General features: G+C 47.6%; 32 protein-coding genes. 24 read left to right on the top strand and 8 right to left on the bottom strand.

What is annotated here, in order from left to right:
• Positions 1-92 precede the first annotated feature (92 nt).
• Together QUD05_RS16690 and QUD05_RS16685 are read right to left on the bottom strand one after the other, a co-directional pair.
• Positions 93-980 carry a tyrosine-type recombinase/integrase gene (locus QUD05_RS16690; protein WP_289797045.1) on the bottom strand — a complete coding sequence of 296 codons (888 nt, stop codon included), beginning with the start codon at positions 978-980 and terminating at the stop codon, positions 93-95.
• 178 nt (positions 981-1,158) lie between these two features.
• A complete protein-coding gene (locus QUD05_RS16685) occupies positions 1,159-1,827 on the bottom strand; it encodes a helix-turn-helix domain-containing protein (RefSeq protein WP_289797044.1) in 669 nt (222 codons plus the stop codon).
• A gap of 191 nt (positions 1,828-2,018) precedes the next feature.
• Here QUD05_RS16685 and QUD05_RS16680 point away from each other — a divergent pair, with 191 nt between their 5' ends.
• The 3 genes from QUD05_RS16680 (at position 2,019) to QUD05_RS16670 (ending at position 4,472) form a co-directional block, all read left to right on the top strand.
• Positions 2,019-2,297, top strand: a complete 279-nt coding sequence (locus QUD05_RS16680) for a hypothetical protein (RefSeq protein WP_289797043.1) — start codon at positions 2,019-2,021, stop codon at positions 2,295-2,297.
• 109 nt (positions 2,298-2,406) lie between these two features.
• Positions 2,407-2,889, top strand: coding sequence for a hypothetical protein (locus tag QUD05_RS16675; protein WP_289797042.1), 483 nt, complete (start codon positions 2,407-2,409; stop codon positions 2,887-2,889).
• Entirely contained in the window at positions 2,871-4,472 is a 1,602-nt protein-coding gene (locus QUD05_RS16670; RefSeq protein ID WP_289797041.1) for a hypothetical protein, read from the top strand. The genes QUD05_RS16675 and QUD05_RS16670 overlap by 19 nt, the downstream gene beginning before the upstream one ends.
• Here QUD05_RS16670 and QUD05_RS16665 read toward each other — a convergent pair.
• Positions 4,466-4,645 (bottom strand): hypothetical protein, encoded by a 180-nt coding sequence (locus tag QUD05_RS16665; protein WP_289797040.1) that lies wholly within the window; start codon positions 4,643-4,645, stop codon positions 4,466-4,468. The two genes, QUD05_RS16670 and QUD05_RS16665, sit on opposite strands and share 7 nt — an antisense overlap.
• 179 nt (positions 4,646-4,824) lie before the next feature.
• On the opposite strand from QUD05_RS16665, the gene QUD05_RS16660 reads away from it, so the two are divergent.
• The 4 genes from QUD05_RS16660 to QUD05_RS16645 all read left to right on the top strand — a co-directional run bounded on the left by QUD05_RS16660 (position 4,825) and on the right by QUD05_RS16645 (position 8,775).
• On the top strand, positions 4,825-5,019 hold the full coding sequence (locus QUD05_RS16660; RefSeq protein ID WP_289797039.1) for a hypothetical protein: 195 nt from the start codon (positions 4,825-4,827) through the stop codon (positions 5,017-5,019).
• A 69-nt stretch (positions 5,020-5,088) separates the two neighbouring features.
• Positions 5,089-5,400 carry a hypothetical protein gene (locus QUD05_RS16655; protein ID WP_289797038.1) on the top strand — a complete coding sequence of 104 codons (312 nt, stop codon included), beginning with the start codon at positions 5,089-5,091 and terminating at the stop codon, positions 5,398-5,400.
• A 56-nt stretch (positions 5,401-5,456) separates the two neighbouring features.
• Entirely contained in the window at positions 5,457-7,517 is a 2,061-nt protein-coding gene (locus tag QUD05_RS16650) for a DUF935 domain-containing protein (RefSeq protein ID WP_289797037.1), read from the top strand.
• A 502-nt stretch (positions 7,518-8,019) separates the two neighbouring features.
• Positions 8,020-8,775: a hypothetical protein gene (locus QUD05_RS16645; RefSeq protein ID WP_289797036.1), complete on the top strand. Its 756-nt coding sequence runs from the start codon at positions 8,020-8,022 to the stop codon at positions 8,773-8,775.
• Between the two features lie 60 nt (positions 8,776-8,835).
• Here the strand turns inward: QUD05_RS16645 and QUD05_RS16640 are convergent, their stop codons facing one another.
• Positions 8,836-8,958 (bottom strand): hypothetical protein, encoded by a 123-nt coding sequence (locus tag QUD05_RS16640; protein WP_289797035.1) that lies wholly within the window; start codon positions 8,956-8,958, stop codon positions 8,836-8,838.
• 1 nt (position 8,959) lies between these two features.
• On the opposite strand from QUD05_RS16640, the gene QUD05_RS16635 reads away from it, so the two are divergent.
• Positions 8,960-10,150, top strand: coding sequence for a hypothetical protein (locus QUD05_RS16635; protein WP_289797034.1), 1,191 nt, complete (start codon positions 8,960-8,962; stop codon positions 10,148-10,150).
• Positions 10,151-10,152: 2 nt separating this feature from the next.
• Here QUD05_RS16635 and QUD05_RS16630 read toward each other — a convergent pair whose 3' ends face one another.
• Positions 10,153-10,740 carry a hypothetical protein gene (locus QUD05_RS16630; RefSeq protein ID WP_289797033.1) on the bottom strand — a complete coding sequence of 196 codons (588 nt, stop codon included), beginning with the start codon at positions 10,738-10,740 and terminating at the stop codon, positions 10,153-10,155.
• Between the two features lie 156 nt (positions 10,741-10,896).
• Positions 10,897-11,337 (bottom strand): hypothetical protein, encoded by a 441-nt coding sequence (locus QUD05_RS16625; protein WP_289797032.1) that lies wholly within the window; start codon positions 11,335-11,337, stop codon positions 10,897-10,899.
• Positions 11,338-11,495: 158 nt separating this feature from the next.
• Between QUD05_RS16625 and QUD05_RS16620 the strand changes: the two genes are divergently transcribed.
• From QUD05_RS16620 to QUD05_RS16605, 4 genes are read left to right on the top strand one after another with little or no spacing between them, the layout of a single operon-like run.
• The gene (locus QUD05_RS16620) at positions 11,496-11,744 is read left to right on the top strand and encodes a hypothetical protein (RefSeq protein WP_289797031.1); all 249 of its coding nucleotides are present in this window, start codon (positions 11,496-11,498) and stop codon (positions 11,742-11,744) included.
• Between the two features lie 4 nt (positions 11,745-11,748).
• Positions 11,749-12,522 carry a phage head morphogenesis protein gene (locus tag QUD05_RS16615; RefSeq protein WP_289797030.1) on the top strand — a complete coding sequence of 258 codons (774 nt, stop codon included), beginning with the start codon at positions 11,749-11,751 and terminating at the stop codon, positions 12,520-12,522.
• Positions 12,519-13,022 (top strand): DUF6464 family protein, encoded by a 504-nt coding sequence (locus tag QUD05_RS16610; RefSeq protein WP_289797029.1) that lies wholly within the window; start codon positions 12,519-12,521, stop codon positions 13,020-13,022. Before QUD05_RS16615 ends, QUD05_RS16610 begins: the two co-directional genes overlap by 4 nt.
• Positions 13,012-13,299, top strand: a complete 288-nt coding sequence (locus tag QUD05_RS16605) for a hypothetical protein (protein ID WP_289797028.1) — start codon at positions 13,012-13,014, stop codon at positions 13,297-13,299. Before QUD05_RS16610 ends, QUD05_RS16605 begins: the two co-directional genes overlap by 11 nt.
• A gap of 3 nt (positions 13,300-13,302) precedes the next feature.
• On the opposite strand, the gene QUD05_RS16600 is transcribed toward QUD05_RS16605, so the two are convergent.
• Positions 13,303-13,680 carry a hypothetical protein gene (locus QUD05_RS16600; RefSeq protein WP_289797027.1) on the bottom strand — a complete coding sequence of 126 codons (378 nt, stop codon included), beginning with the start codon at positions 13,678-13,680 and terminating at the stop codon, positions 13,303-13,305.
• A complete protein-coding gene (locus QUD05_RS16595; RefSeq protein ID WP_289797026.1) occupies positions 13,674-13,934 on the bottom strand; it encodes a hypothetical protein in 261 nt (86 codons plus the stop codon). Before QUD05_RS16595 ends, QUD05_RS16600 begins: the two co-directional genes overlap by 7 nt.
• Positions 13,935-13,975: 41 nt before the next feature.
• Between QUD05_RS16595 and QUD05_RS16590 the strand changes: the two genes are divergently transcribed.
• The 12 genes from QUD05_RS16590 to QUD05_RS16535 all read left to right on the top strand — a co-directional run bounded on the left by QUD05_RS16590 (position 13,976) and on the right by QUD05_RS16535 (position 21,915).
• Positions 13,976-14,404 (top strand): phage virion morphogenesis protein, encoded by a 429-nt coding sequence (locus QUD05_RS16590; protein WP_289797025.1) that lies wholly within the window; start codon positions 13,976-13,978, stop codon positions 14,402-14,404.
• A 301-nt stretch (positions 14,405-14,705) separates the two neighbouring features.
• Positions 14,706-15,812, top strand: coding sequence for a hypothetical protein (locus tag QUD05_RS16585; protein WP_289797024.1), 1,107 nt, complete (start codon positions 14,706-14,708; stop codon positions 15,810-15,812).
• A gap of 62 nt (positions 15,813-15,874) precedes the next feature.
• On the top strand, positions 15,875-16,384 hold the full coding sequence (locus QUD05_RS16580; protein ID WP_289797023.1) for a structural cement protein Gp24: 510 nt from the start codon (positions 15,875-15,877) through the stop codon (positions 16,382-16,384).
• A gap of 36 nt (positions 16,385-16,420) precedes the next feature.
• Complete coding sequence (locus tag QUD05_RS16575) at positions 16,421-17,362, top strand: major capsid family protein (protein WP_354666137.1); 942 nt, start codon at positions 16,421-16,423, stop codon at positions 17,360-17,362.
• Complete coding sequence (locus QUD05_RS16570) at positions 17,362-17,739, top strand: hypothetical protein (protein WP_289797021.1); 378 nt, start codon at positions 17,362-17,364, stop codon at positions 17,737-17,739. Before QUD05_RS16575 ends, QUD05_RS16570 begins: the two co-directional genes overlap by 1 nt.
• Entirely contained in the window at positions 17,739-18,170 is a 432-nt protein-coding gene (locus QUD05_RS16565; RefSeq protein WP_289797020.1) for a hypothetical protein, read from the top strand. The genes QUD05_RS16570 and QUD05_RS16565 overlap by 1 nt, the downstream gene beginning before the upstream one ends.
• An 83-nt stretch (positions 18,171-18,253) precedes the next feature.
• A complete protein-coding gene (locus QUD05_RS16560) occupies positions 18,254-18,694 on the top strand; it encodes a gp436 family protein (protein ID WP_289797019.1) in 441 nt (146 codons plus the stop codon).
• Positions 18,695-18,696: 2 nt separating this feature from the next.
• A complete protein-coding gene (locus tag QUD05_RS16555) occupies positions 18,697-19,332 on the top strand; it encodes a Gp37 family protein (RefSeq protein WP_289797018.1) in 636 nt (211 codons plus the stop codon).
• Entirely contained in the window at positions 19,329-20,564 is a 1,236-nt protein-coding gene (locus QUD05_RS16550; protein ID WP_289797017.1) for a hypothetical protein, read from the top strand. Before QUD05_RS16555 ends, QUD05_RS16550 begins: the two co-directional genes overlap by 4 nt.
• Positions 20,564-20,866, top strand: coding sequence for a hypothetical protein (locus QUD05_RS16545; protein ID WP_289797016.1), 303 nt, complete (start codon positions 20,564-20,566; stop codon positions 20,864-20,866). The genes QUD05_RS16550 and QUD05_RS16545 overlap by 1 nt, the downstream gene beginning before the upstream one ends.
• Entirely contained in the window at positions 20,805-21,407 is a 603-nt protein-coding gene (locus QUD05_RS16540; RefSeq protein ID WP_289797015.1) for a hypothetical protein, read from the top strand. Before QUD05_RS16545 ends, QUD05_RS16540 begins: the two co-directional genes overlap by 62 nt.
• Positions 21,408-21,426: 19 nt before the next feature.
• The gene (locus tag QUD05_RS16535) at positions 21,427-21,915 is read left to right on the top strand and encodes a hypothetical protein (protein ID WP_289797014.1); all 489 of its coding nucleotides are present in this window, start codon (positions 21,427-21,429) and stop codon (positions 21,913-21,915) included.
• Positions 21,916-21,943 lie beyond the last annotated feature (28 nt).

Raw genomic sequence — 21,943 nt, 5'->3', positions numbered from 1 at the left:
GCTAGGGTTCCCACAAAAAACGCCATACGGTGAAGATGGCGCAATCCAATGAGTGTGATAACCAAAGAGTTATTTTAGTAGCTGATTGTACTCTATATTCCCAAGTACATACCAGATGAATCGTTGGGTCTGGCGTGCAAGTACTTGGAAGTGGTTGCAGCACTGCTGTGTCCAAGCGTTTGCTGCACCAAGTGCAGTGGCGCTCCAGCATCCAGAGAGTGAGACGCGTTGCAGTGCCTTAACCAGTGCGGGGAAACTTCTTCTGTGATTCCTGCTCTTTCCCCAGCTTCCTTGACAATCCGCCAGACTTGGGATGTTGACATGTGACCACCTTTTTGACTGAGGAATACAGGGTCATCAGGTAGAGCATTTGGCTTTTTCAACAACTTGAGTGCTTCCCAAGTAGACTGTGGGATTAATACCGTCCTCGTTTTCCCGCCTTTACCGAAAATTGTAATTTGACCGCTAACTCCGGCAGGGCGTACATCCCGCCACTTCAGCCTACACAGTTCGCTGACTCTGGGTGCGGCAGTGTACAGAACTAGCAGTATTGTCAAATCGCGCCCAGATGGTGCAGAGACAATCATGCTCTCTACTTCCTCTCTGGTAAGAATGCGCTCGGCTGTAGTGTTTTTGATTCTGGGAGCGCGTTCGGGAGCAGCGATATTGAAGGGTAGATAACCAATGCGCTGCCCAAAGCTGCACAAGGATTTGATTGCATTTAAGCTGCGGGCAACAGTCGCTGGGGCTTTACCCTCTTGCTCATCTACGTAGTCTTGAATATCGGCAATGGTGATTAACTGTAAAGACTTGCCGACAAATTGAATAAAAAGTTCAGCCTCTCGTGCGTAGGCTTTTTGAGTGCTAGCGGCTTTGGAGTGCAGCCACATTTTGATTAGTTGTTCGTCGGTTGAAGCCTGTTGTACAAGGCGGTTTTTAGCTTTACTCGTGGTGGTAATTTCCAAGCCAAAATAATGCAATTAAAGGGTTCTTTACTTGCATTAGAATTCCCCGCCCTAGTTTTCGTAGTATTTGCAACTACTGAGAAGTAGTGATAGTTTGGTAATAAATACTTTTTTCAAATCAAATGATTGGGCGATTATGGCAATGATTTTTTCAATCTTTAATGCTATATTTCTCGCCGTGGAACGTTTGCTTTCATCGCAACTCTAGAATTGATACTAACCACTCCTCATTACTTTTATCGTTCACTCGCATAAACTCGAAACCCCTTGATTGAAATCGCTTCAATCGTGGCAGTTTATCCTTATCTAGCAGAACTAGTAGAATTGAACGAATAATTACGATTTGCTGCACTGCCGCCATTTGCAACACCCAATTACTAGCTAGCCACCGCGCCACTGGTGTAAGCTGCGGAAGTGAATCAGCTATCTGTAATAACTGCGCTAAAGGTATTTGCTCAAGCGAGCAGTGCGGTCTTCTCCCAAGGGGAGACGCTTTAGCGTATAGCGTAGCGTTAGCGAGTCCGCGAGCGTCTGGGGTTTCCCCAAGTGGAGCAACTGCGGAGGCTCCGGTTGTTGGAACGAAACCCCCGGAAACCTCCGAAGAAGCGATTTCGGAACCATTCGCGGCAACCACAGAACGATACACGGGTGTTTCCAATTCTTCTTTCAACGCTCTAAGTTCATTCTCTTTGTAAACAGCTTGCTTGCCGTTTTTTCCCTGAACATAAGTAACGTTTATTCGCCCTTCGCTGGCGTAATTCTCGATAGTTCGTGTAGAAACGCCAAGTAATTCAGCCGCTTGCTTTTTATCCACCCCCGAAGACCTCCGAAGACCATCGAAATCGTATTTTCGAGGGTTCATGTAACCGTGTCAAGCTAACTGGTCAACTATCAAGCTCTTGACCAGTTAGCTTTGAGAATCATTGCCGTAATTCCACGCAAGCCAGAAACAGGTGATATCGTGTTTTTGCCCTTTTCACAAAGCTTTTGAGATTGTTAAAAAATATAAGCTCTTCAAATAAAAGTAATATTAAACACAATATCTTTTAGATAATGCGTATAAGTGATGAATATCTTGCGGAATTATCAGAAGATTTCTGCGCTCTAGATGATGAGATTTCGTGCGTGGTGCGTCTTTTGCAGGAAGTGAGGAAATCTCAAGAAGATTTGAAAACGATACCAGCAAGTGAGCGATCGCGTGCTTTATTGGGGGCTTGTGAAAAGTTTGATGAGATTATCAGTTGCGAATTGCTAAAGAGTGAAACTGCGAAAAGTGCGGTCTTGGGTGGAACCCAAGATGAGCAACTTTTCAAGAAAGGGCTTTGCGCTTAACTGTCATCACTGAATTTTTGCGTCAAAATTCAGTGCCGCATTTTACCACTAAAGCTTATCAGTAGGGAACTGTAGAGAAATACGGTACGCCCAATTATGCGGTAATGCGGTGATCGACTCCAAGACTTGGGATAAAGCAAAAAATGATTATGTAACTGGCACAGAGTCGCTAGCTGCGATCGCAATGAAGTTTGGCATCTCTAAGCGTGCCGTTGAGAAACGTGCTAGTGACGAAGGTTGGGCAGCATTACGTCAAGCACAAAATGGTGTGCAGCCAAAAACTATGGAAACTTCGCGTAGTCGAAATCCCTGCTCCCCTTTTTCAAATCGTCGTCGTGACGAGTTACAAGAAATTGATGAAGTAGAAATCATTGACGGCGCGATCGCCTCTCTCTCAGCCATCCTTTCAGGAAGTATGGAAGATACTCGCGGCATTGGTGGCATTGCTACGGGATTGTGTCGGTTAATCGAACTGCGTAATAAGCTTGTGCCCAAAACTGCCGCCAATTTAGCTGATATGGCGATCGCACTCGGTATCTCCCCGGCTGAATTTATCCGCGCCTTGAATGACCAATGTCAAAAGAAAGCGTAGCTGATAAGCGCCGGAGGGAGTTTGCCGAAGAGTGTGCAGCAGCGCTTGGGCTAGTCCAAACCGAAGATGAAGCGGTTCCTTTTGCCGACTACGCCACCAAGCCAGTTGAGTTTGTGCAGGAAGTGCTAGCTGTCTCAACAGTGACAGGTGAGCAAATTAAGATTCTGGAGTCGGTCAGGGACAGAGCAGAAACCAATGTCCAAGCTGCTCATGGCGTGGGAAAAAGTTTTATCTCAGCTTGTGTTGTCCTGTGGTGGGTGTTCGCTGTTGGCGGTTTAGCTATTAGTACAGCTCCTACTGAATCTCAGGTCAAACAGATACTGTGGTCAGAAGTCCGCAAACTTTACGATAAGAACAAGATAAAGCTTGGCGGAGAGAGGGGGGAGTTATTTTTAAAGTTTTCTGAGTCTGCCCGTGCCTATGGCTTCACTGCTCGGAACTACGACAGCAACAGCTTCCAAGGCAAACACGCTGAGAAATTACTGCTAATTCAAGATGAAGCGTGCGGCATCACCGAAGAAATCGACGACGGGTTTGCTAGCTGTCTAACTGGCTCCGATAACCGAGGCTTGCGAATTGGCAACCCCATAGTCGGCGGCACTCCTTTTGAAAAATCCTGCGCTCGTCGCCACAACCGTATTTCAGCCTGGAGCCACATCAACGTTGCCTGGGCTTATGAAAAACACGCCGATGAAATTCATCGCCTAAAGCCGAGTGTCGCAGCTGCAATCATTGACCCAGTAACAGGGGATGTATTGCCACAATCAGCATGGCCCGATTGGTGTCAGCGCGATGTTATCCCTGGCGCTATCTCAATTGCCTGGATTGAAAAAGTCCGCAAAAAAGGTGAAAATTCAGCATTCTGGCAATCCCGCGTTGAGGGCTTATTCCCGGTAGATTCAGAGCAATCTATTGTCCCCCGCAGCTGGTTCCTGCAAGCTCGCGCCCGTTACGATGCCGACCCCCAAAAATGGGACTTCATGGCAGAACACCACCACTGGCGGCACGGGCTGGATGTGGGTGACGGCGGGGATGACCACGCTACTAGCAGTTGGCGCGGGCCCGTACTTTATGCAGCTGCCACTATGCCAACCAAGGGCGATCGCTTAGATGTCGGTAGAGCAGCGGCCCTTGGTGCAAAAGTGATGGACGAGAAACCAGGCAGCATCAACGTGGATATCATTGGCGTTGGTTCTGGCGCTTTATCAAAGCTACTGGAGGGTGAATACCCAGGCGATGGTACGCACTGGGGAGAAGCGGCAGATGAAAATAGCTTGTTTGCTAACCTGAAAGCGGAACATTACTGGATGCTGCGCGAAGGATTCAGGAATGAAGAGATTGCGATCGCGCCTTTGGGCGAAATCGAAGAAATGCTCATGGAAGATCTGGCGGGAACTTACTACGAGGAAACCACCACAGGCAAAACCAAGATTGAGGATAAGAAGAAGACTACTGCTCGGTTACACCGTTCCCCTAATGTCGGGGATGCGGCGGTGCTGGGGTATAACGGTGCTGGCGGGGTGGTTGAATTTGAAAGCGTGGGCAAGAGTTCTCGTGTGGGGTCGAGATTGAGGGATTACTGATCTTCACTCTCAATCCATTGATAAAGCAGCGATCGCACTTTTTCTTGCCAATCTGGCATCGCTTGAATTTTTTCTAAAACGGATGGTTCTATTCTCAAACTTAGCTTGGCATCTCTCGCCTCTGCTCTGTCTGTAGTAAATTTTCCTTGATTATTTCGTATTTTTTGCATCATTCACCTCCTATTGCCTCTATTCTATACTAGAGCCAAGTCCCCGTGGAATAGAACTTATTGATGGTAAATGGCTAAAAATACAAAATTATTTATGCAAACTCCCTTTACATCCATGTCCCCACGGCATATAATTAAAACATGAGGGAAAAGTTACGCCCTCAAATTAAGGAGGTGAGTAAATGAGTCAATCAGGAAACGGAAAAAAAGAAGATGTTAAGCCATCGGACATTGATATCTTCGAGAAGGTTGAAAACGAAAACCCGCTAACCGAAGACCAAAGGTGGTTTAAAGAGAACCTTGGTACAGGCGAACGGGAAATCGAAGTAAATCCGCCTGAGTTCGACGGTTCACAGGATGAACCTCAAGAAGGTTAATCCATAGCGAAAACCCCTACCCCAATAGGGGTTTTCCTAGTTAAATGCATTCTATCAAATTTGGCGAATATGAATGACTACACTATCATCTATCCAAGTTACTTCCGAATTTTTGAGTGCAGATCGGGGCGCTGGTTTATCAAAAATACGGATACTTTCATAGGGTCTAACACAGTTAAAGATGATAACATTACTGCACTTTATGGTGTTACTGAGCAGCAAGTGGTTGTCAATTTATTTCGGATTAATGGTGGAAAAGCTGGCTTTTATTTGGCTAACTTAAAAGATAAAACTTATCACTATTGTGGACAAAGCAGGGAAGGCATTAAAACCCAGCCGCGATCGCTCGGCATTGGACGCGACGATCCGATGTCCGCTTGAGGAGCTATCTGGCGGATTCCGCCAGATAGACAGGGAACCCTAGCACTGAATCTTTCATGATTCATGCACCTAGCCGGGGTTTCCGGCTTTCCCTCACCCTCACTCAAATGCCGCCCTCCCTCCCCCGCAACTTCGATACAGAGATAGCCTCAGTCAAACGCGATCCCTATATGCTGCTTTTGGGGTCGCGTTTGCTCAATCCTGATGATGTTCTCCAGGGACGGGGGAAAGGGGAGTATAAAGCTTACGACGATCTGCTCAAGGACGGGCACTGTCACTCAGTTTTGCAAAAGCGGTATCTGGCTGTGATAGCCCGTGAGTGGTCGGTGGAACCTGCTTCAAAGGATAAGATTGACCAGAAGGCAGCAGACATGGTGAAATACCATCTCCAAAGCCTTGCTAGTAGAGCGGATGATGACGACCTCTTGGCAACTGGCTTTGATAGAACCTGTTACAACTTGCTTGATGCTGTCCTGAAAGGCTTTAAGCCAGCAGAAATTCTCTGGGGCGAGGACGGTAAAGAATTTTACCCCAATCAGATCAAAGCCAGAAACCAGCAGCGCTTCAATTTCGCCATCAACGAGGCGGGAAAGTGGGAATTAAGGATGTTGACCCTAGAGGACATGATCGACGGGGAAGCGGTTACTAAGCTTCATCCCCGCAAGTTCCTGACTCACATCTGCGGTGCAACTGACGACAATCCTTATGGCACGGGATTGGGGCGTACACTCTGGTGGAACGTTTTCTTCAAAAAGCAGGGGATTAAATTCTGGCTGCAATTCGTTGACAAGTTCGCCTCTCCTACTGCGATCGGCAAATACAAGCGTGGGGCTACTGCACAGCAGAAAAGTACCCTGCTTGAGGCATTGGAGGCGATCGCCACTGATGCTGCCGTTTCTATCCCCGAAGACATAGAAATCATGCTACTAGAAGCTTCCCGCTCCGGTAGTATCGATTGCTATGAATCCCTGTGCAAATACATGGATTCTGAGATGAGCAAGACGGTGCTAGGTGAGACGCTAACTACTGAAATAGGCAGTAGAGGGAGTTACGCAGCTGCCAACACCCATAATGAAGTGCGGAAGGAATTAACCAAAGCCGACTCTGATTTACTCAGCGACACCCTCAATCGGACGCTCATCAAGTGGGATGTTCAATTGAACCTGCCCGATGCCAAACCGCCACGTTTATGGCGCAACTTCGAGGAAGCGGAAGACCTCAACGGACGCTCAAACCGCGATAAGACCCTGTTTGATATGGGCTTTAAGCTCAAGAAGGAAGCCGTCACCGAGATTTACGGCGACCATTACGAAGAAGTAGAACAGGGGGGAGAGGCAACAGACGAGCAGTTTCTGACTAATTCGGGCGTACAGTCGAATGACACTGCTGATATGTCAGAAGTAGTCGATTTCGGTAGCATCATTGACCGAGTGCTAAAGTGGCAGAGTTTGTCGATTGGTGTGGAGTTTTTGCCCGGACAGGTTAGGTTTCCTGGTCGCAAGAATTCTAAAAAACTGCGCTCTGGCTATGCCCATATACGCAACTACGTGGGCGCTGATGGTGAAGCGCTCGACTGCTACATTTACCCTGGACTGCTTAAAGACGAGCCAGAGGGGAGCGATCGCATTTTCCAAATATCCCAAGTTTCCCCGGAAGACGGGGACTTCGACGAGCATAAATTCATGCTTGGTTACGAAAACCTGAAGGCAGCCAAGCTTGCATATCTTCAGGAAATGCCTGTTGATTTCTTCGGCGGAATCCAGGAAGTAACAGTTGAGAGTCTAGAACAGTACAAGCGTCAGCCCCCTGTCTCCCTCTCTACTTCCCGCTCACTCCCCATCGCTACCAATTTTGCAGAGCTAGACTTGGATGGGGTTGATTTGTATGCCCAGCAGTTACAGGAGCGTTCTGCACCTATCATCACTGACTGGATTGAGCAGATACGGGGATTGGTACAGGAATCGGAGAGTTTTGAAGAGGTGCGCGATCGCCTCTTTGATCTGTTCCCCAAACTCAATACCCAAGACTTCACTGAACTTATGGCACAGGCGATGATGGCAACCGAAGCTGGGGGTAGGTTTGAGGTACTGAATGAGGCGGGAAACCTAGAGGCGTAAAACTATAAGCCTCACCGAATGCCACTACAGTTTAGCGAAAAAGAATATAAGTTTGTCGGTTTATTCGTCACGCGACTGTTGTGCGATCGCGCCATTGAGTTTGCGGAAGGTAAAACCCAAATCAAAGATAAGCAGTCACTGCTTGACCTAAAGCAAATTCTGGAATCTTCCTATACAGACGGGATTACAGCAATTCCAGAGGCTTACATTAATGAATCGGGTGACATCGTAGGGATTTTTAAAGATAAAGTTAGCCCCAAATTAACTAAGCGCCTCAGATTTAAAATCACAGATTCTGATATTAGCTACTCACTCCTCAATCCCAACCAAGTAGCTAGTTTTAGCGAAACGCTATTAGAGTTTGCAACAGCTACAAAACAGCCAAAGTCTTGCAAAAAAGGCATACCCTGTGGCGGATCGTGCATCAGTGCCAACAAGACTTGTAAAAGCCAGATACAGCCAGCGCAGAAAACCAAAGTAGCTAAGGTNNNNAGCCGCTGCGGTGGCAACTCCCACTCCCGCCAGCACGGCGAACGCTGCAACTGGCGGTGGCAGTAGTCCGCCTGCTCCTGCGACAACAACACCCTCTGCACCTTCCCGAAATCCCGCAATTAAAACCAACGATACCGAACTTGATGCCAAGCGCCAAGATTTAGAAAAACGCTTTGGCAAAAAAGCGGTTGAAGATGCAGAAAACAACGTTAAACGCATCCTTGATAGCCCAGATGTCGCAGTTCACGTTCGGGTTGGTTCCTCTGCAACGCTAGAACTGATTTTGGGCGATCGCTTCAAAACTTCGGCTGAACTTGGCGTTGACACTCATCAAATTCCTCACCTCAAAGGTGGGTATCAAGATGCCCGTAACCGAGTTGAGGCTAAATCGCTTGGCTACGACAAAAATACCAAACCCGAAGACCGCCCCATCTACGGCTACTTGGGCGGCAAGGATATGAACGGGGCATCTCATGCAGATGTAGCTCAAGCTTATGGCTCCATTACTGTCAAGCTCAGGCAAGACGTGAAAGACCGCACCACCTTCACGGGTGCTGATTCTTTCAAGTCTGGTATCGCTTCAGAAGTCAAAAATCCCAATGCCGCAGCATTGGTATCCAGCACTCGTCACGGCTACGACAAAGATAAACTTCCTGCGGGATATCCCTCTAACTACGCCGACAAATCTGGAGATAAAGCACAGCTAACCGCAGCCGCCAAAGCGAAGAATGTTGACGATTTAGCCAACGGACTCGCGCCAACCTAGCAACCGCTATGTCGAAGCTCAAGTCCACGGGAAAGTTGGGCCAAAAGACATCGCCGAGATTCACTTTGAACCTAAAGGAGTAAGCGATCGCCCCACTGCTGCGATCGCCAAATTCGCCAAGGATAACGGCGTCGATTTGTATGTCAGTGGTAAAAAGCTTTCTACCAAAGAACTTGATGACATTGTGACACCGCCCAAAGACAGGCGAAGTCAACGGATTAAGGACTTGGATGATGCCCTGCAAAAAGGTGATTTTAGCAAGGTTGCTGACCATGCAGAAAAAATTCACGATGATGCTCAAAAGCTGAAGCTAGCGCCTGGTGAAAGAGACGCTGTGCTGAAGCAGCTGTACCAGGATGCAGGGTATGACGGTAAACCAGAAGTCCGCACAAAAGCTCAGATGGATGCTTTAGCCCAAAGTGGAACCGTGATGATGACCAGAGGTGTAAGCGCCTCTACTGGGGCAGATGCCTCAAAAATGATGGAGCAATTCCGTACAGGTGATTATCACACTGGAAATGGCATTTATGGCAATGGAACTTATGTCGGACATTCAGGAAGTTTCTCGAAAGATGGCTCAACATTCATCGCCAAAAGTGATGCCAAATCTCAACAACGCGCCTGGACTGATGTTGCAAAACATGGGTACATTGTTGACGAGAAAAGAGGTGGCGCTACCTTGCGAATGGCTTTGAAGGATGATGCGGTTGTTGTCACTGCAAAATCGATGATCAAAGAAATGAATGATTTAAAATCTAAGGTTGATGCCTGGGAGAAAGCTGAAAAGCAAAAAGCTATATCTGGGGCTAATCCTGCCGTATATAAAAAAGAAAATGATGCTTACAAAAAATCATTAGACACCAAAAATGCCCGGATTGACCAAACAATTAGAGCAAAAATAGGTGTATTTCCTGTTGATGTCCACGACTATGTTATTCCTCACAAAAATAGTAAGTATGGTGCTGATATTAGGGTAAAACTAATTGACAAGACATTCATGTCAGACGGATATCAATTTCAAGCTCCAGATGGTTCTATAGTTAAGATAAAATCAAACAATTTAAATGTTGCCTTGAGGAATGTCCGCGATACTTACGCTCAACATGAAGCTACAAAAACTGCTGGTGGTGGCAATGTGACAGCAGTTGAAGAAAAAGCCAAAAAGATGCGGAGTGTTCTTGGATTGCCGCCCGATGGCGACCAAGGCAATGGAACATCTGGGCGCTATGCTGTAGTTAAAGGAGTTGATGCTGTAGCCTTAAACAACAGCTACGAAAAAGACTCCTTCATGAACCTCTTGAATAGAAGTAAAGTTATCGTGCAAGACAAAGATTTGAGTTACAAAGATGGAAAAGCTAAAGGTGTAGGGGCTTGAAGCTAAATTTCTTCTGTAATATTAACTGGATCTTGGGAATTGAGTAACTCATACAATGGGATTGCAAAGAGTTCTTCATCAGAGTCGCTTTCGTAGGATTTAGCGACTATAGGGGCATTAGAACCTTGCTCTGTGCCCACTAGCAACAGTGCAGTTCCGCCAATATCTCCTATTTTAAAAATTTCGTCGTTTGGCAAAAAATCCACATCTGGATATCGGTCTTTGTTAGTGATTATTTTTTTTTCACGTGCGGATAAAAATGCTTTGTCTGCATCTGTAAATTCAAGAGTAAAATCTGAATCCTCTTTTTTTATGCAAGATTGAATTGCTTTGATCTGCTCATCAGTCAGCCCTGAATACAGAGGATAATCAGGCTTGCTTCCTGGGCGCATACCCGCCGAATAAAGGCAAGCACCTAAAAATGTTTGCCAGTTTTTATCAAGCTTTTCAAATGTGTCTGCTTTTGTACACTTTTCTATTACTAATGAATTAAATTTGTCTCCAGGAGCAGTATCAAGATAGTATTGAGAATTAAAAACGCGAACCAACATTCTGTCAAGACTAGCGTGCATATTTTTATTTATATTCAAGTGCTACATTCCTCCTATTCAAACTCAAAAAAATACTGTTAGCCACATTTGATCCATCTGCCCCTTATTCCCCTGAGCGCATAGCGTAGGCGTTCGCGTAGCGTCTCGTAGAGAAGCCCGCCGCAGGCATCGCTCAGGGGATTTTGAAGTCTACGTCTACGCTATCTTCTTCGGTCTACCAGGCTTACGCTTGGGGGCTACAGTCGTTGCAGGGGTGTCCTTTTTGGGTCTGCCAGGTTTACGCTTTTGGGTAATGGGCGGGTTTGATTCAGATATTGGTGTGTTGGCGCAGTCCACCATAGGTATCGCCACCGATTTGGCAGGCGGTAGAAGCAAAAGCCTGTTGAACAGAGGTGTGGCAGGGAGCGTGGCGATAGCGGGGGTGATTGCCACGTTATCGCACAGCCAGGGGTCGGGTAGTAAAGCATTTTCTCTTGTGTCTGGTTCTTCGCTTTCCTGTTGTTGGGCAGGTAATTGTATGTCTGCGACATCTGGCATTGGAGGTACAGGAAAAAGCCCGTTGATGAAATCAAAAATGATGTGAGAAACAAAAGCCCAAAATACAATCTCGATCGCGTTAGTTAGTAATGCTTGCATGTAAATCCTTTTCGGGAGGGGGTTGAAGTGGTGTCCCTCGCTCATGTACCCACTATAGCAACGGTATACCGTGGTGTAAATAAATTTCGTATGAGCATTTTCTATGGATTTTGAGCAAAAATCAGTTTTGCAATTAAGGAAACTTATCACGGTATACCGTGGCTATTGGTAAGATAGAGGGAAAAATTGGATTAGCATTAATGGAACGCCCTATAGACAGAGCTAAAAGGGATACAAATGGAAGATTTATTAATGAGCCAGGATCTATGGCGGATTCGCCTATCTGCGTGAAGTTCAGCACAGAGGTAGACGAATTACTGCGATCGCTCCCCAGCCGCTCAGATAAAATCAGGCAATGGGTAATTGAGGGACTAGAACGAGAGGGGCTTTTAACAAGGGAACCTTAAACCCATGCCAGAAACCATCGATCCTTTTAAACTGCCCTTTGATGAGGCGATCGCTTATTTTCGCAATAAAACCCCACTAGGTAGCCTCGCTTGGGATAACTTCGCTGATGCGGCCCAGGATTTTGCGTTTACCGTTGCCACAGTCACAGAAGCCGAATTGCTCAACGACGTATACAACCTTATATTGAGTGGGCTAGAAAACGGCGACAGTTACGGCGAATTTAAGAAGGGATTTGACAAAGCGATAGATAAGGCGGGATGGAATCCGGCGAATCGCCCATACAGAACTGCACTCATCTTCAATCAAAACCTCAGAAATGCATATCAGGCAGGGCGCTACAAGCAGATGTCTGACCCAGAGGTGCTAAAACTGCGGGGATTTTGGCAATATGTGCACAGAGATAGTCGTGTGCCTCGTCCGCACCATCTCGCGCTGGATGGTAAAATCTACCCTGCTGACAGTCCTTTTTGGCAGACGTGCTACCCCGTCAATGGTTGGGGATGCAGGTGCGGCGTGGTTTCACTCTCTCAACGCGACCTTGACCGAGAGGGGCTAACGGTGGATGAACCGCCGCAAGAGACGGTGACTGTGGTGGATAAGGTAACGGGCGATCGCAAAAAAGTACCTGCGATCGGTGGTAAACCCATCGGCGAACCAGGATTTAGCACGATCCCCGGTGGCAGTGACCCCAGCCAAAAAAAGGCGATACTGGAGCAGGCAATGCAGAAGTTGCCGCAGCAGTTACAGGAGCAGGTGAAAAAGGCGCTAGAGAAATGAACTCAATCAGGCAACGCAGGCGAAACCGCCACAAGCTAAAAGCTGTACGAAGACAACCAACAACAAAGACCGCTTGCACTGGTTTCATTATTAAACTGACCGGAGTCAGCGAGGCTTTTGCTCAAGCAAATAAAGCAATGGCGAAGCTGTCTGAAACAATGGCGCGTCCTGAGATTCAAGGGGGGATGAGGAAAATGTGGCAGGATTTTGCGCGTCTTGCTCCAGGGATTCGTCAACTAGGGCTTGCTGACACTGGAACGCTTCGCCCCAGTTTTAACTTTGAGGCAGCAAGGGCAAAACTTATTACCGATCGAGAAGCTGAATTACTTCGTCAATACGATTTGAATTGTTATCGGCATCGATTAGAGCAGATTCAAGTAGGTGCTGAGGATGATTGGTTGGGCGATCCTTCGTGCAAGTTCAATGCGCGTTCTTGTCATGTGCAATGTGCTATCAATCCTACAGGCGAATGCAGCGAATGTTCATTTTATGAAAGCTAAAGAACTTGCAGAGATTCTGCTTCAGTATCCAGAACTTGAAGTGGTTGTAGCGGGCTACGAAGAAAATCTAAATCTCGTGGAAACAATCATCATCACCAAAATCAAGCTGGACGCGATGAGCATTGAGAGCGAAGTATATGGGAATTATTCTTATTTGGGGGATAGTCCAAGCTTTGAAATAAATAGATCACAATCTATAAACGCTATCTTTTTAGGGTATAGCGATCGCGTTGGCATGAGTAGTAGCAGAGTTAAAGGCAATCCGCTTAATTCATAAAATTTATTCATACAAATTCTGCCATTCCTCCAAACTCAAAAACCTCTCTCCGCGATGATAAATCCACCAGCCGCCGCAGGAATCAGACAGGCTTTTCAGCTTTTCCCCTGTTTTTTGGTCGATGAAAACACCGCCCCACTCAAGTTGTTTTCCAAGTGCCGCATCCCACAGTACAAATTCAGTACCATTCATCCATCCAGCAAACCAAGCCTCTGTGGAGATGCTAGTCATTAAATCTAGTAATTCTTGTGCGCTCTCATGCGATCGCGATTTTTGGTACTCGAAATTGATGTATTCATCCTCCTGATACCCCCACTTGTAAGGATTGTTGTTGGGAGGGAGGAGTTTGTCGTATTCTTCATCACTGGGGAACTTCACCATCTATAATTCAACCCTGCTTCTAAGCAAATAGGGAACAAGTCTCTGGCTTCCTGCTCTGAAATCTTGTTTCCATAGTCGGCAATGGTATCTAATGTCCAGTCAGCACTAGCGCAATAAACAGCGTAGTCATTGTTATTGCCGATCCGAGCCACGTAACCAAGCATCTCTTCAAAGCGATACAGCCTAGCTTTGGGCTGCAAGTCATCTAGATTTGCATTGTTCCGTTGAATATAGCTTGCTTTCACTTCACTCATAGGGGAATTCTCGTGATGTCGCTACGTCTAACGTGACCATTATGGCTGACATCATTATTACCCTCGATGACCTCGCTGCACGTCATGGGCTTGAAGAAATTGAACATCGCTTGCATAACCTCCGCCCAGCTTTTGCCTCAATGGGCGAATTTATGGTGCGGCGAACTGAGCAGAATTTCAAGGGTGAGCATGACCCCGATGGCGTAGCGTGGGCCCCACTGTCGGCTGCTTACCGTAAGCGCAAGCGGGGAACAAAGATATTGACCGAATCCGGCAGACTCAGAGCATCCATCACCTACCGCGCCGATGGTACTCAGGTAGTTGTGGGAACCAATACTAAGTATGCTCGCGCTTTACATCACGGATACCCCAAGCGCAATTTGCCAGCCCGCCCCTTTTTAGGAGCATCGGCAGAAGATGAGCGGGAGTTGGGAGAAATTTTGCTTAGTTATCTCAAGTCTGGTAGTTGATCTTGCATTTTTTGAGAATCCGCTTCGCTTGATAATGTGCCAAGTGATAACCAATTTGCAGTTCTTGTGCAATCTCACGGGACTTCATCCCCTTCGTTAGACAAAAATAAACCCTGATGGCTAGTGCTTTAGATTGTAGCCCTTGAGAATCAACAGTAATTTTAGGCATTTAGTCCACATTAATAATTTGCAGATTATTCTATCTGGCGGATTCCGCCAGATAGAGGTGGGGGAACTCTACGAGTACATTACTTTACCTATGTAATTTGGGAGGATGCCCCTCCTTTTCCCCTATTTCCCCATGCCCCAAGAAATCGAAATCTTTGCAGCTGGCACTCACACCAGTTCCAACGGTACAACCGTCACCCTCAATGAATCTGACCTTGATGCGATCGCCTCCAGCTACAACCCCGACTTATTTGACGCACCAGCTGTTGTGGGGCATCCCCGCGACAATAGCCCGGCTTATGCGTGGGTGGAAGGAGTGCGGCGAGTCGGGAGTAAACTGATGGCCAGCCTCAAGGATTGGGATACAGACTTCCAAGAGGCGGTCAAAAACAAACGGTACAAAAAGATTTCAGCCAGTTTTTACAGTCCTGATTCTTCCTCCAATCCCAAGCCGGGAAATTACTACCTGCGTCATGTGGGCTTTTTGGGAGGAATGGCTCCAGCCGTAAAAGGGTTGAAATCCGTTGCTTTTGGTGAAGTCGAAGAGGGAGTGGTGGACTTCTGTTGTGGGATGTCCGGGGATAAGGAGATTTTTCGCAATCTGCGGGAATGGCTAATTGAGCAGTATGGGATGGAGACGAGCGATCGCGTTGTGCCTGGATACTTGCTCACGCTGCCCGACGACAACCGTCTTAACTACCTAGAAAACCGAATCAATGAACTAGAAAACTTTATTAGTAAAACGTTTTCCCCCGACATGGAATCGCGCCTTGAAGAGGTCGGGGAGAAAGTCATGCAGCTTTTAAACAAATACGATTATACGGAGGAACCAGTGCCATCAGAAGAAAGCATTGAATTGTCAGAGCAGGTTCAGGAACTTCAAAATGAACTGCGCCAAGCCAAGTTGGAGAAGAAAAGAGAGGCGATCGCCAATTTTGTAGAAGGACTTCGTGGCAAAATTCGCCCTAATCAAAAGCCACAGCTGATTGAATTCATGATGGCTTTGCCAGAAGAAGAAGTGGAGTTTGCGGATAGCGGTAGCGGTAGCGACAAAGGAGCGTCGGGCAAGCCTCAGACACACCTAGCTTGGCTGCAAGGCTTCCTTAAGTCTCAGCCTGATTTGGTAAATCTCCGTGAAGTGGTGCGGGATGAGGAAATTGAGGAATTTTCTGAGGAAGAGAAGCAATCCCGCAGCGCCTATGCTGACGCGGCTAAAGCATACGAGAACGCCTGGAAATAACAACTAATGAATTCTGACTTTTGAATTTTGAATTCTGACTTCTAACTTCCAATCCATGAACTATGCCAGCAACTAATTATTCAGACTTACTTGACGGGCCTTCTCTATATGAAGGACAAATCGCCAACCTAGAATTAGCCATTGTCCGCACGGGGGTAAACGCAGATTCTACTAATGGCATCCTCACTTTTGGTCGAGCGATCGCCAAAGGAGCCGGGGATAAAGATGTAATTCTCCCTGTGGATGCCAACAGCATTTTGATGGGCATTGCCGTTGCCACCGACACCTTTGAAAAGCGCTCAGGATTCAGTATCAACGGTGATGGTGACTTGGGTTATCCCCTCAACTGGGCTGCTTCTTACTTGGTGCGCGGCATCATTGGCGTAAAAGTTCAACAAAATGTCACACCAGGGTCTGCCGTGTACTGGATTCACACACCCCAAACCGGCCAGCGCAAGGGGCAATTCCGCGCAGACGCTGACACCAACCGCGCCGTGCAGATAACAAATGCTCGTTTCATGAAGTCCGGCACTGCTGGCTCTGTCGTTCCTTTGTCTATCAACTTGGCGTAAGAATCATTCTCACCCCTATCCCCCACTCCCTAACCTATGACTACAGGCGGAAATTTACTATACCGGGCATTAGAGCAGAATATGCCTGGGGTGCTTTCAAGAAGGTATCGCGATTTAGCTTTTGAAAACGGCAAAATCGTCCCCACCCAAGCAGACCTAAAAGCAGGTGCATCTGAGGTCGTGCGCGATACCGTGGACGAAGTTGGCGACGCTGATATTATCAGCGATGGCGCTTTCGATATCCCTATCGTCGATGTGTCAGCTGACGAAGATCGCTACAAAATCTTCATGATTGCTTCGGCCTTCTCCTACACCTTTGCACAGGAGCGTGCTTACAACTACGCAGGTGCAAAGGCAGAGATTAACAATCGCAAGCAAATGCTTGCAAAGCGCTCCATCGGCGAACGTCACCACAAGATTGCCGCATTTGGCGATACACGTTTGAATGTAACTGGCTTCTTGAACAACGCCAGCGTTGCTCTCAACAACTCCAGCTTCGACCCCAACACCGCAGCGCCCGACGAACTGGCAGAGTTCTTTGTAGATGAACTCAAAAGCGCACACACGGCATCAAACAACGTTGAAATGCCGATGGATGTCTTAATCTCCACAGGCTTTTATTTCAAGTTAGTTAAAACCAGGATGCCTGATAGCTCTGTGAGTGTGCTTACCTACATCAAGGAGGCTTTGTCCGAGGGAGACGTGAACTTCAACATCACGAAGTGCCAAGAGTGCGACTCCAGTCAGCTAGAAAGCAACGGCGCACAAGCCGGAGGCACAAATAAAGACCTGATAACCCTTTACACCAAAGACCCAGAGGTGGTTGAGCGTCACATTGAGATGGTTCAGTTGATGCCCCAAGAATGGGTAACGGTGCGGGATGGACGGAAGGTTTATCCCATGTTTAGTTCAACAACGCCCACGATAATTAACTATCCTGGTGCTTTCCGCTATATTAAGGTTCCGAAGGTGAACTAATGGCAACAATCATTCTTAGACCAGAAAAATCCTTCCCTCCACGCAATGGTGCCGTTTGCTTTGACACCCTCACCCTCAGACCCGGCAGCAACTTGAACATCTCAGACGACGCTGTAGAGAGACTGCGATCGCACCCCGACTTCCCACAGTACGAAAGATGGGGAGCAATTGAAATTATCTCTCCTAAAGCAGAGATAAATCCAAGCGCACCTCAACCCTCGGAACTGGCAACCATGAACGTGGACGAGGCAGAAAAGGTAATTGAAAACTGCCCCGATATCGCCAAGCTCGAAGGGTGGCTTACCAACGAAAGCCGCGTTACCGTTCGTCGCGCCATCAACCGCCGCATCACAGCAATCAAAGGAGGTAATGAATAGTGGCTGTTAAGCAAAAAATCGGTGTTGAACTCATTAACGCCAACATCAACCTCACTCACAATATCAGTGTCCAGTGTCCCATCAACTCACTGTGCGTTGACCAGCCCTTCTTTGTGGCAGATGGCGCGTACTTGGTGACTGGCGTTTCCTATGTACACTCGACCGCTGGCAGTGACGGCAGTGCAGTAAACCTGCAAATCACCAAAGACACTGGCACTACTGCACCTGGCGCGGGAACCGACTTACTCACCAATAACACCAATGCTGGCTTCGACTGCAAAGGCACTGCTAACACTGTGCAAGCTGGGGCACTTGTTGCAACTGAAGCGACACGCACTTTGGCTAGTGGCGATCGCTTGTCGCTGGATTTTGCAGGTACAGTCACAGCTTTGGCTGGCGTAGTGGTTACGGTGTCATTGAGAAGGGTTTAAATTTAGAATTCAGAATTCAGGAGTCAGGAGTCAGGAGTCAGGAGTCAGAATCTAAAATCTAAAATCTAAAATCTAAAATCTAAATGCCCTACGCCACTGCCGCCGACATGACTGCCGCTTTTAGCGAACAGGAAATTTTGGAACTCAGCAACATCGACTACCCCGATAACACCACTATCAACGAAGATGTGGTGAATCGGGCAATTGAGGATGCCCAAGCGCAACTTGATTCCTATCTGGCGGTGCGTTACAAAGTGCCAATAGTCACTGTGCCAACCGTGCTTCGCAACTATACTTGCGATGTGGCGCGGTACATCCTGGATAAAGATAAGCCCAGAGATGAAGTTTCCAGGCGGCGGGATTTGGTTTTTTACTACCTTAAAGACTTGGCGGCTGGCAAAGCTTCTCTACCAGGTATTGTCGATGGTACTGATGGCAGCACAACTGATGCCGGAAATGGGGATGTGGTGCTTTTTAATTCCCCAGGAAGAACTTGGACAGCCTCTAGCCTGAAGGATTACTAGTAATGCTAGCAGAAGCAGAAGCCGCCATAGTCAAACGAGTCGAGGCAATTCTTGCTCCTTTTGAGGTGACGATCGCACCCTTTCCAGGTGACAGCGACCAACAGCCCAAGCCCGGACGTAAGGGAATGATTTTGATTGGCTATAAGCGAAGTCGCCATCGCGTGACATCCATTCAGCCGATGACCGTTGAAATCATTGCCGAATTTGAACTTTCGCTGCAACTAAAAGACTTGCGTACCCATAGAGGCGCTTACCCTTTGCTGGATGCGGTACGCTACGCCATCACTGGGTTAATTCCCCTCAAAGGGCCGCTTTCCAAGTGCTACCCGGTGCAGGAAGGCTTTATCAAAACCGACGATAGCGTCTGGTATTACGCGATGGTTGTGGCCGTGGCGATGATGCAAATCGAGGGGCAACAGCCATACACTGCTGCCGATATCGATTACCTAACGCGAGATCCCGCTTTGGGAGTGCGTCCCTATAATGCGACTCAAATTCAAGTTGCTGTGAGGCGATCGCGCGTAGACGACCTGCCAGACAACGTGGTGGATCGGACTTTTGTAGTGATAGAGTCCGTGCCAACAGGTTTGATGGACTTTTCTGATTCTGGCGCTTCTCAATATATCGAAATATTATGACTACTCTTAAGATTAAAGATGCGGACGGGGCTACTAAGCACGTTGCGACCACGGGCACGGGAACGGCTGACGACCCGATAAAGACGCAACAAAGTATTACTGGAGCGGTAGAGATAAGCCAAGCTTTGCCTGCTGGTGAAAACATTATTGGCAAAGTGGAAGTTACCGCGATGCCGCCTATAAGCGTAGGTGACATAAGTATAGGTGAGGTAACAATTGGCGCTGCTTTGCCTGCTGGCGAAAACAATATTGGCAACGTGGATATTGTCAGTTTCCCACCATCAATGGTGTCCACCGACAAGCTAAAGGTAGAAGCGACTGCTACTGAGTTTGATATCCGCGATTTATCAAGCGACACTGATTCAGTTGCATCTGTGCAGTCTGGGACATGGAGTGTTGGAGTCAGCAACTTCCCTGCCAGCTTTCAGGTTAGCAACCTACCTGCTACGCAAACAATTGCAGGATCTGTCGATTTAGGAGCAACAGGGAACCTGGTGATAAGCAGCGATGTTCAGGCGGTGCGCGATCGCTTGCCTGCAACTTTGGGTGGAAAAACTGCTGCCAGTTCTTTTCCGGTCACACTTTCTACTGATGGGCCGTTTGCTACAAATTTTGGATTGCAAGCAGATGCAGCCGCTGCTGGCGATACTGATACTACAAGTTTCCTCGGTTTATTTAAGAGGCTATTGCAACGAGTCACCGCATTGATTAACAGTGTGGGGCTTGACACGACACTGCAATCAATACGCGATCGCTTACCCGTCACCCTTGGAACAAAAACAGCCGCTAACTCATTGCCCGTAACTTTATCATCAGACGGGGCTTTCTCAACTAACTTTGGATCTACTTCTGATAGTGCTGCCACTACCGATACAGGAAGCTTTAGCTTGCTTGCCCTGTTCAAGAGATTGCTCTCAGTGACCCTAGCCAAGGGTCAAGCAGTGATGGCAAGCTCTATATCGGTGGCGATCGCGTCTAATCAATCCGCTATACCCGTCACACTACCGTCAACACAAATACCTGCGAACTACGCTCCTGTTACAACATCAGGGACGGTAGCCGCAGGAAAATACTCAGTAACTTTTTGTAACTTTGGCTCTGCTGCTGGACTTTTGCTGGGTAATTCTTTCCCTGCTGGCGCTTCAATTAATTTTACTCCCCCACCGGGAATGACTTTGAGCGCGATCGCTTACGACGCAACAGGTACAACTTTCTTGATTGGGAGCTTGTAATGGGTGTAACAATTTCCGTTCCGGCAGTAACAACCAAAACCACCGTATTCACCTCTTCTGGAACTTTTACAAAAGACCCTCGTGCTGTGTTCTTGCTCGTTCAGCTTTGGGGAGCATCTGGTGGTGCAAGGGGTGGCGGGACAACAACAAAAGGAACTGCTGGCAGTGGAGGCAGTTATAAAGAAATCTGGATTCCTGCTAGCGCCATTACAGCATCAGTTTCCGTAATCATCGGCGCTGGTGGAATTGGAGGAACGGGATCTAGCGCTACAACCGAGCGGCATCGGTGGGATTGGAGGTAATACAAGTTTTGGCAGTTATGCCACCGCATTTGGCGGTGCTTCACCTTCTAGTGCCAGTAGCGGAGCGGCTGGGGCTACTTCTATGACTGCTGCAACTGGTGCTACTACTGCACTCGCTCCCGACGGTACGGCTTCCTCAACCGCAGGTGTAGCTGGATTATTTAATGGGGCTGCTTCCGGCTCAGGTACGGGTACGGCAGGCATTGGGGCAGGCAGTGCTTATGGAGGCTGTAGTGGTGGTGCTGGGGCTGGAACTACCACTTCTGCCGGTGGCGATGGTGGCTCTCCCGGTGCTTTGACTGGTGGCGGTGGAATTGGTGGGACTGCTGGTACGCCTGGTAATCCTGGCGCTAATGGTATCAATTCTACTTATGGTGCAGGCACGGGTGGTGGAGGTGGTGGTGGTAGTACAACAGTCGGTGGCAAAGGTGGTGATGGTGGTACTGCTAGCGGTGGTGGAGGTGGTGGCATTGGCACAATCTCTGGCGCCGACGGTGGCAAAGGTGGCGATGGATTGTGTCGAATTACTGAATTTTTCTAATTTCTAAGGAGAAAAACAAATGGCTAGATATGCGCTGATTAATGGTTCAAAAGTTGAAAACGTAATTGTCTTGAACAACATCAACGATTTTCAAACTAACCTGACTTTGGTTCAGAGCGACACTGCAAATATTGGAGATATTTGGAATGGCGAAAGCTTTAGTCCGCCACCAATAATTGAAAGTCTACCTCCTGACTGGGGGGCTTTTATCAGAGGGTTATTTTTGAATGAACCTTACAACAATATTCGATTCAACCCAGTAGACAGCCCTGAAGCTAGGGCTACCAGAACAAGACTAGAAACAATCGGCATTTCTTTAGGGTTTGGTGGAGTGCTTTCAGAACAGGATTATCCCTTGTTAGCGCTGCTTTGGAATACCACAATTCAAACAACTGTTGAAGAATTTAAGCCAAGCGTGGAAAGCGTAGGAAGTTGGATAGCTTTAGGTGCTGCTTGCTATCTGCCTGTGTCCTTTAATCAGTCCACTGGAGAAATGATTTTAAGCTAAAAACAAAGCAGGGAACCCTACGGGCAGT

The sequence above is a fragment of the Nostoc sp. GT001 genome (genome assembly GCF_030382115.1).
GTDB lineage: Bacteria > Cyanobacteriota > Cyanobacteriia > Cyanobacteriales > Nostocaceae > Nostoc.
Note: the sequence above shows the minus strand (reverse complement) of the source record. Positions and strands in the feature narration are given on the sequence as shown.

Excerpts from the sequence above, each read along its gene's own strand:
- QUD05_RS16590 (WP_289797025.1), top strand. The coding sequence starts at position 13,976 with ATGGCTGACATCATTATTACCCTCGATGACCTCGCTGCACGTCATGGG.
- QUD05_RS16555 (WP_289797018.1), top strand. The coding sequence starts at position 18,697 with ATGCTAGCAGAAGCAGAAGCCGCCATAGTCAAACGAGTCGAGGCAATT.
- QUD05_RS16625 (WP_289797032.1), bottom strand. The coding sequence starts at position 11,337 with ATGCAAGCATTACTAACTAACGCGATCGAGATTGTATTTTGGGCTTTT.
- QUD05_RS16550 (WP_289797017.1), top strand. The coding sequence starts at position 19,329 with ATGACTACTCTTAAGATTAAAGATGCGGACGGGGCTACTAAGCACGTT.
- QUD05_RS16665 (WP_289797040.1), bottom strand. The coding sequence starts at position 4,645 with ATGATGCAAAAAATACGAAATAATCAAGGAAAATTTACTACAGACAGA.
- QUD05_RS16605 (WP_289797028.1), top strand. The coding sequence starts at position 13,012 with ATGAAAGCTAAAGAACTTGCAGAGATTCTGCTTCAGTATCCAGAACTT.
- QUD05_RS16575 (WP_354666137.1), top strand. The coding sequence starts at position 16,421 with ATGACTACAGGCGGAAATTTACTATACCGGGCATTAGAGCAGAATATG.
- QUD05_RS16545 (WP_289797016.1), top strand. The coding sequence starts at position 20,564 with ATGGGTGTAACAATTTCCGTTCCGGCAGTAACAACCAAAACCACCGTA.
- QUD05_RS16640 (WP_289797035.1), bottom strand. The coding sequence starts at position 8,958 with ATGTCATCAAGTTCTTTGGTAGAAAGCTTTTTACCACTGACATACAAA.
- QUD05_RS16600 (WP_289797027.1), bottom strand. The coding sequence starts at position 13,680 with ATGGTGAAGTTCCCCAGTGATGAAGAATACGACAAACTCCTCCCTCCC.
- QUD05_RS16660 (WP_289797039.1), top strand. The coding sequence starts at position 4,825 with ATGAGTCAATCAGGAAACGGAAAAAAAGAAGATGTTAAGCCATCGGAC.
- QUD05_RS16535 (WP_289797014.1), top strand. The coding sequence starts at position 21,427 with ATGGCTAGATATGCGCTGATTAATGGTTCAAAAGTTGAAAACGTAATT.
- QUD05_RS16670 (WP_289797041.1), top strand. The coding sequence starts at position 2,871 with ATGTCAAAAGAAAGCGTAGCTGATAAGCGCCGGAGGGAGTTTGCCGAA.
- QUD05_RS16680 (WP_289797043.1), top strand. The coding sequence starts at position 2,019 with ATGCGTATAAGTGATGAATATCTTGCGGAATTATCAGAAGATTTCTGC.
- QUD05_RS16650 (WP_289797037.1), top strand. The coding sequence starts at position 5,457 with ATGATTCATGCACCTAGCCGGGGTTTCCGGCTTTCCCTCACCCTCACT.
- QUD05_RS16685 (WP_289797044.1), bottom strand. The coding sequence starts at position 1,827 with ATGAACCCTCGAAAATACGATTTCGATGGTCTTCGGAGGTCTTCGGGG.
- QUD05_RS16610 (WP_289797029.1), top strand. The coding sequence starts at position 12,519 with ATGAACTCAATCAGGCAACGCAGGCGAAACCGCCACAAGCTAAAAGCT.
- QUD05_RS16570 (WP_289797021.1), top strand. The coding sequence starts at position 17,362 with ATGGCAACAATCATTCTTAGACCAGAAAAATCCTTCCCTCCACGCAAT.
- QUD05_RS16615 (WP_289797030.1), top strand. The coding sequence starts at position 11,749 with ATGCCAGAAACCATCGATCCTTTTAAACTGCCCTTTGATGAGGCGATC.
- QUD05_RS16655 (WP_289797038.1), top strand. The coding sequence starts at position 5,089 with ATGAATGACTACACTATCATCTATCCAAGTTACTTCCGAATTTTTGAG.
- QUD05_RS16585 (WP_289797024.1), top strand. The coding sequence starts at position 14,706 with ATGCCCCAAGAAATCGAAATCTTTGCAGCTGGCACTCACACCAGTTCC.
- QUD05_RS16580 (WP_289797023.1), top strand. The coding sequence starts at position 15,875 with ATGCCAGCAACTAATTATTCAGACTTACTTGACGGGCCTTCTCTATAT.
- QUD05_RS16560 (WP_289797019.1), top strand. The coding sequence starts at position 18,254 with ATGCCCTACGCCACTGCCGCCGACATGACTGCCGCTTTTAGCGAACAG.
- QUD05_RS16595 (WP_289797026.1), bottom strand. The coding sequence starts at position 13,934 with ATGAGTGAAGTGAAAGCAAGCTATATTCAACGGAACAATGCAAATCTA.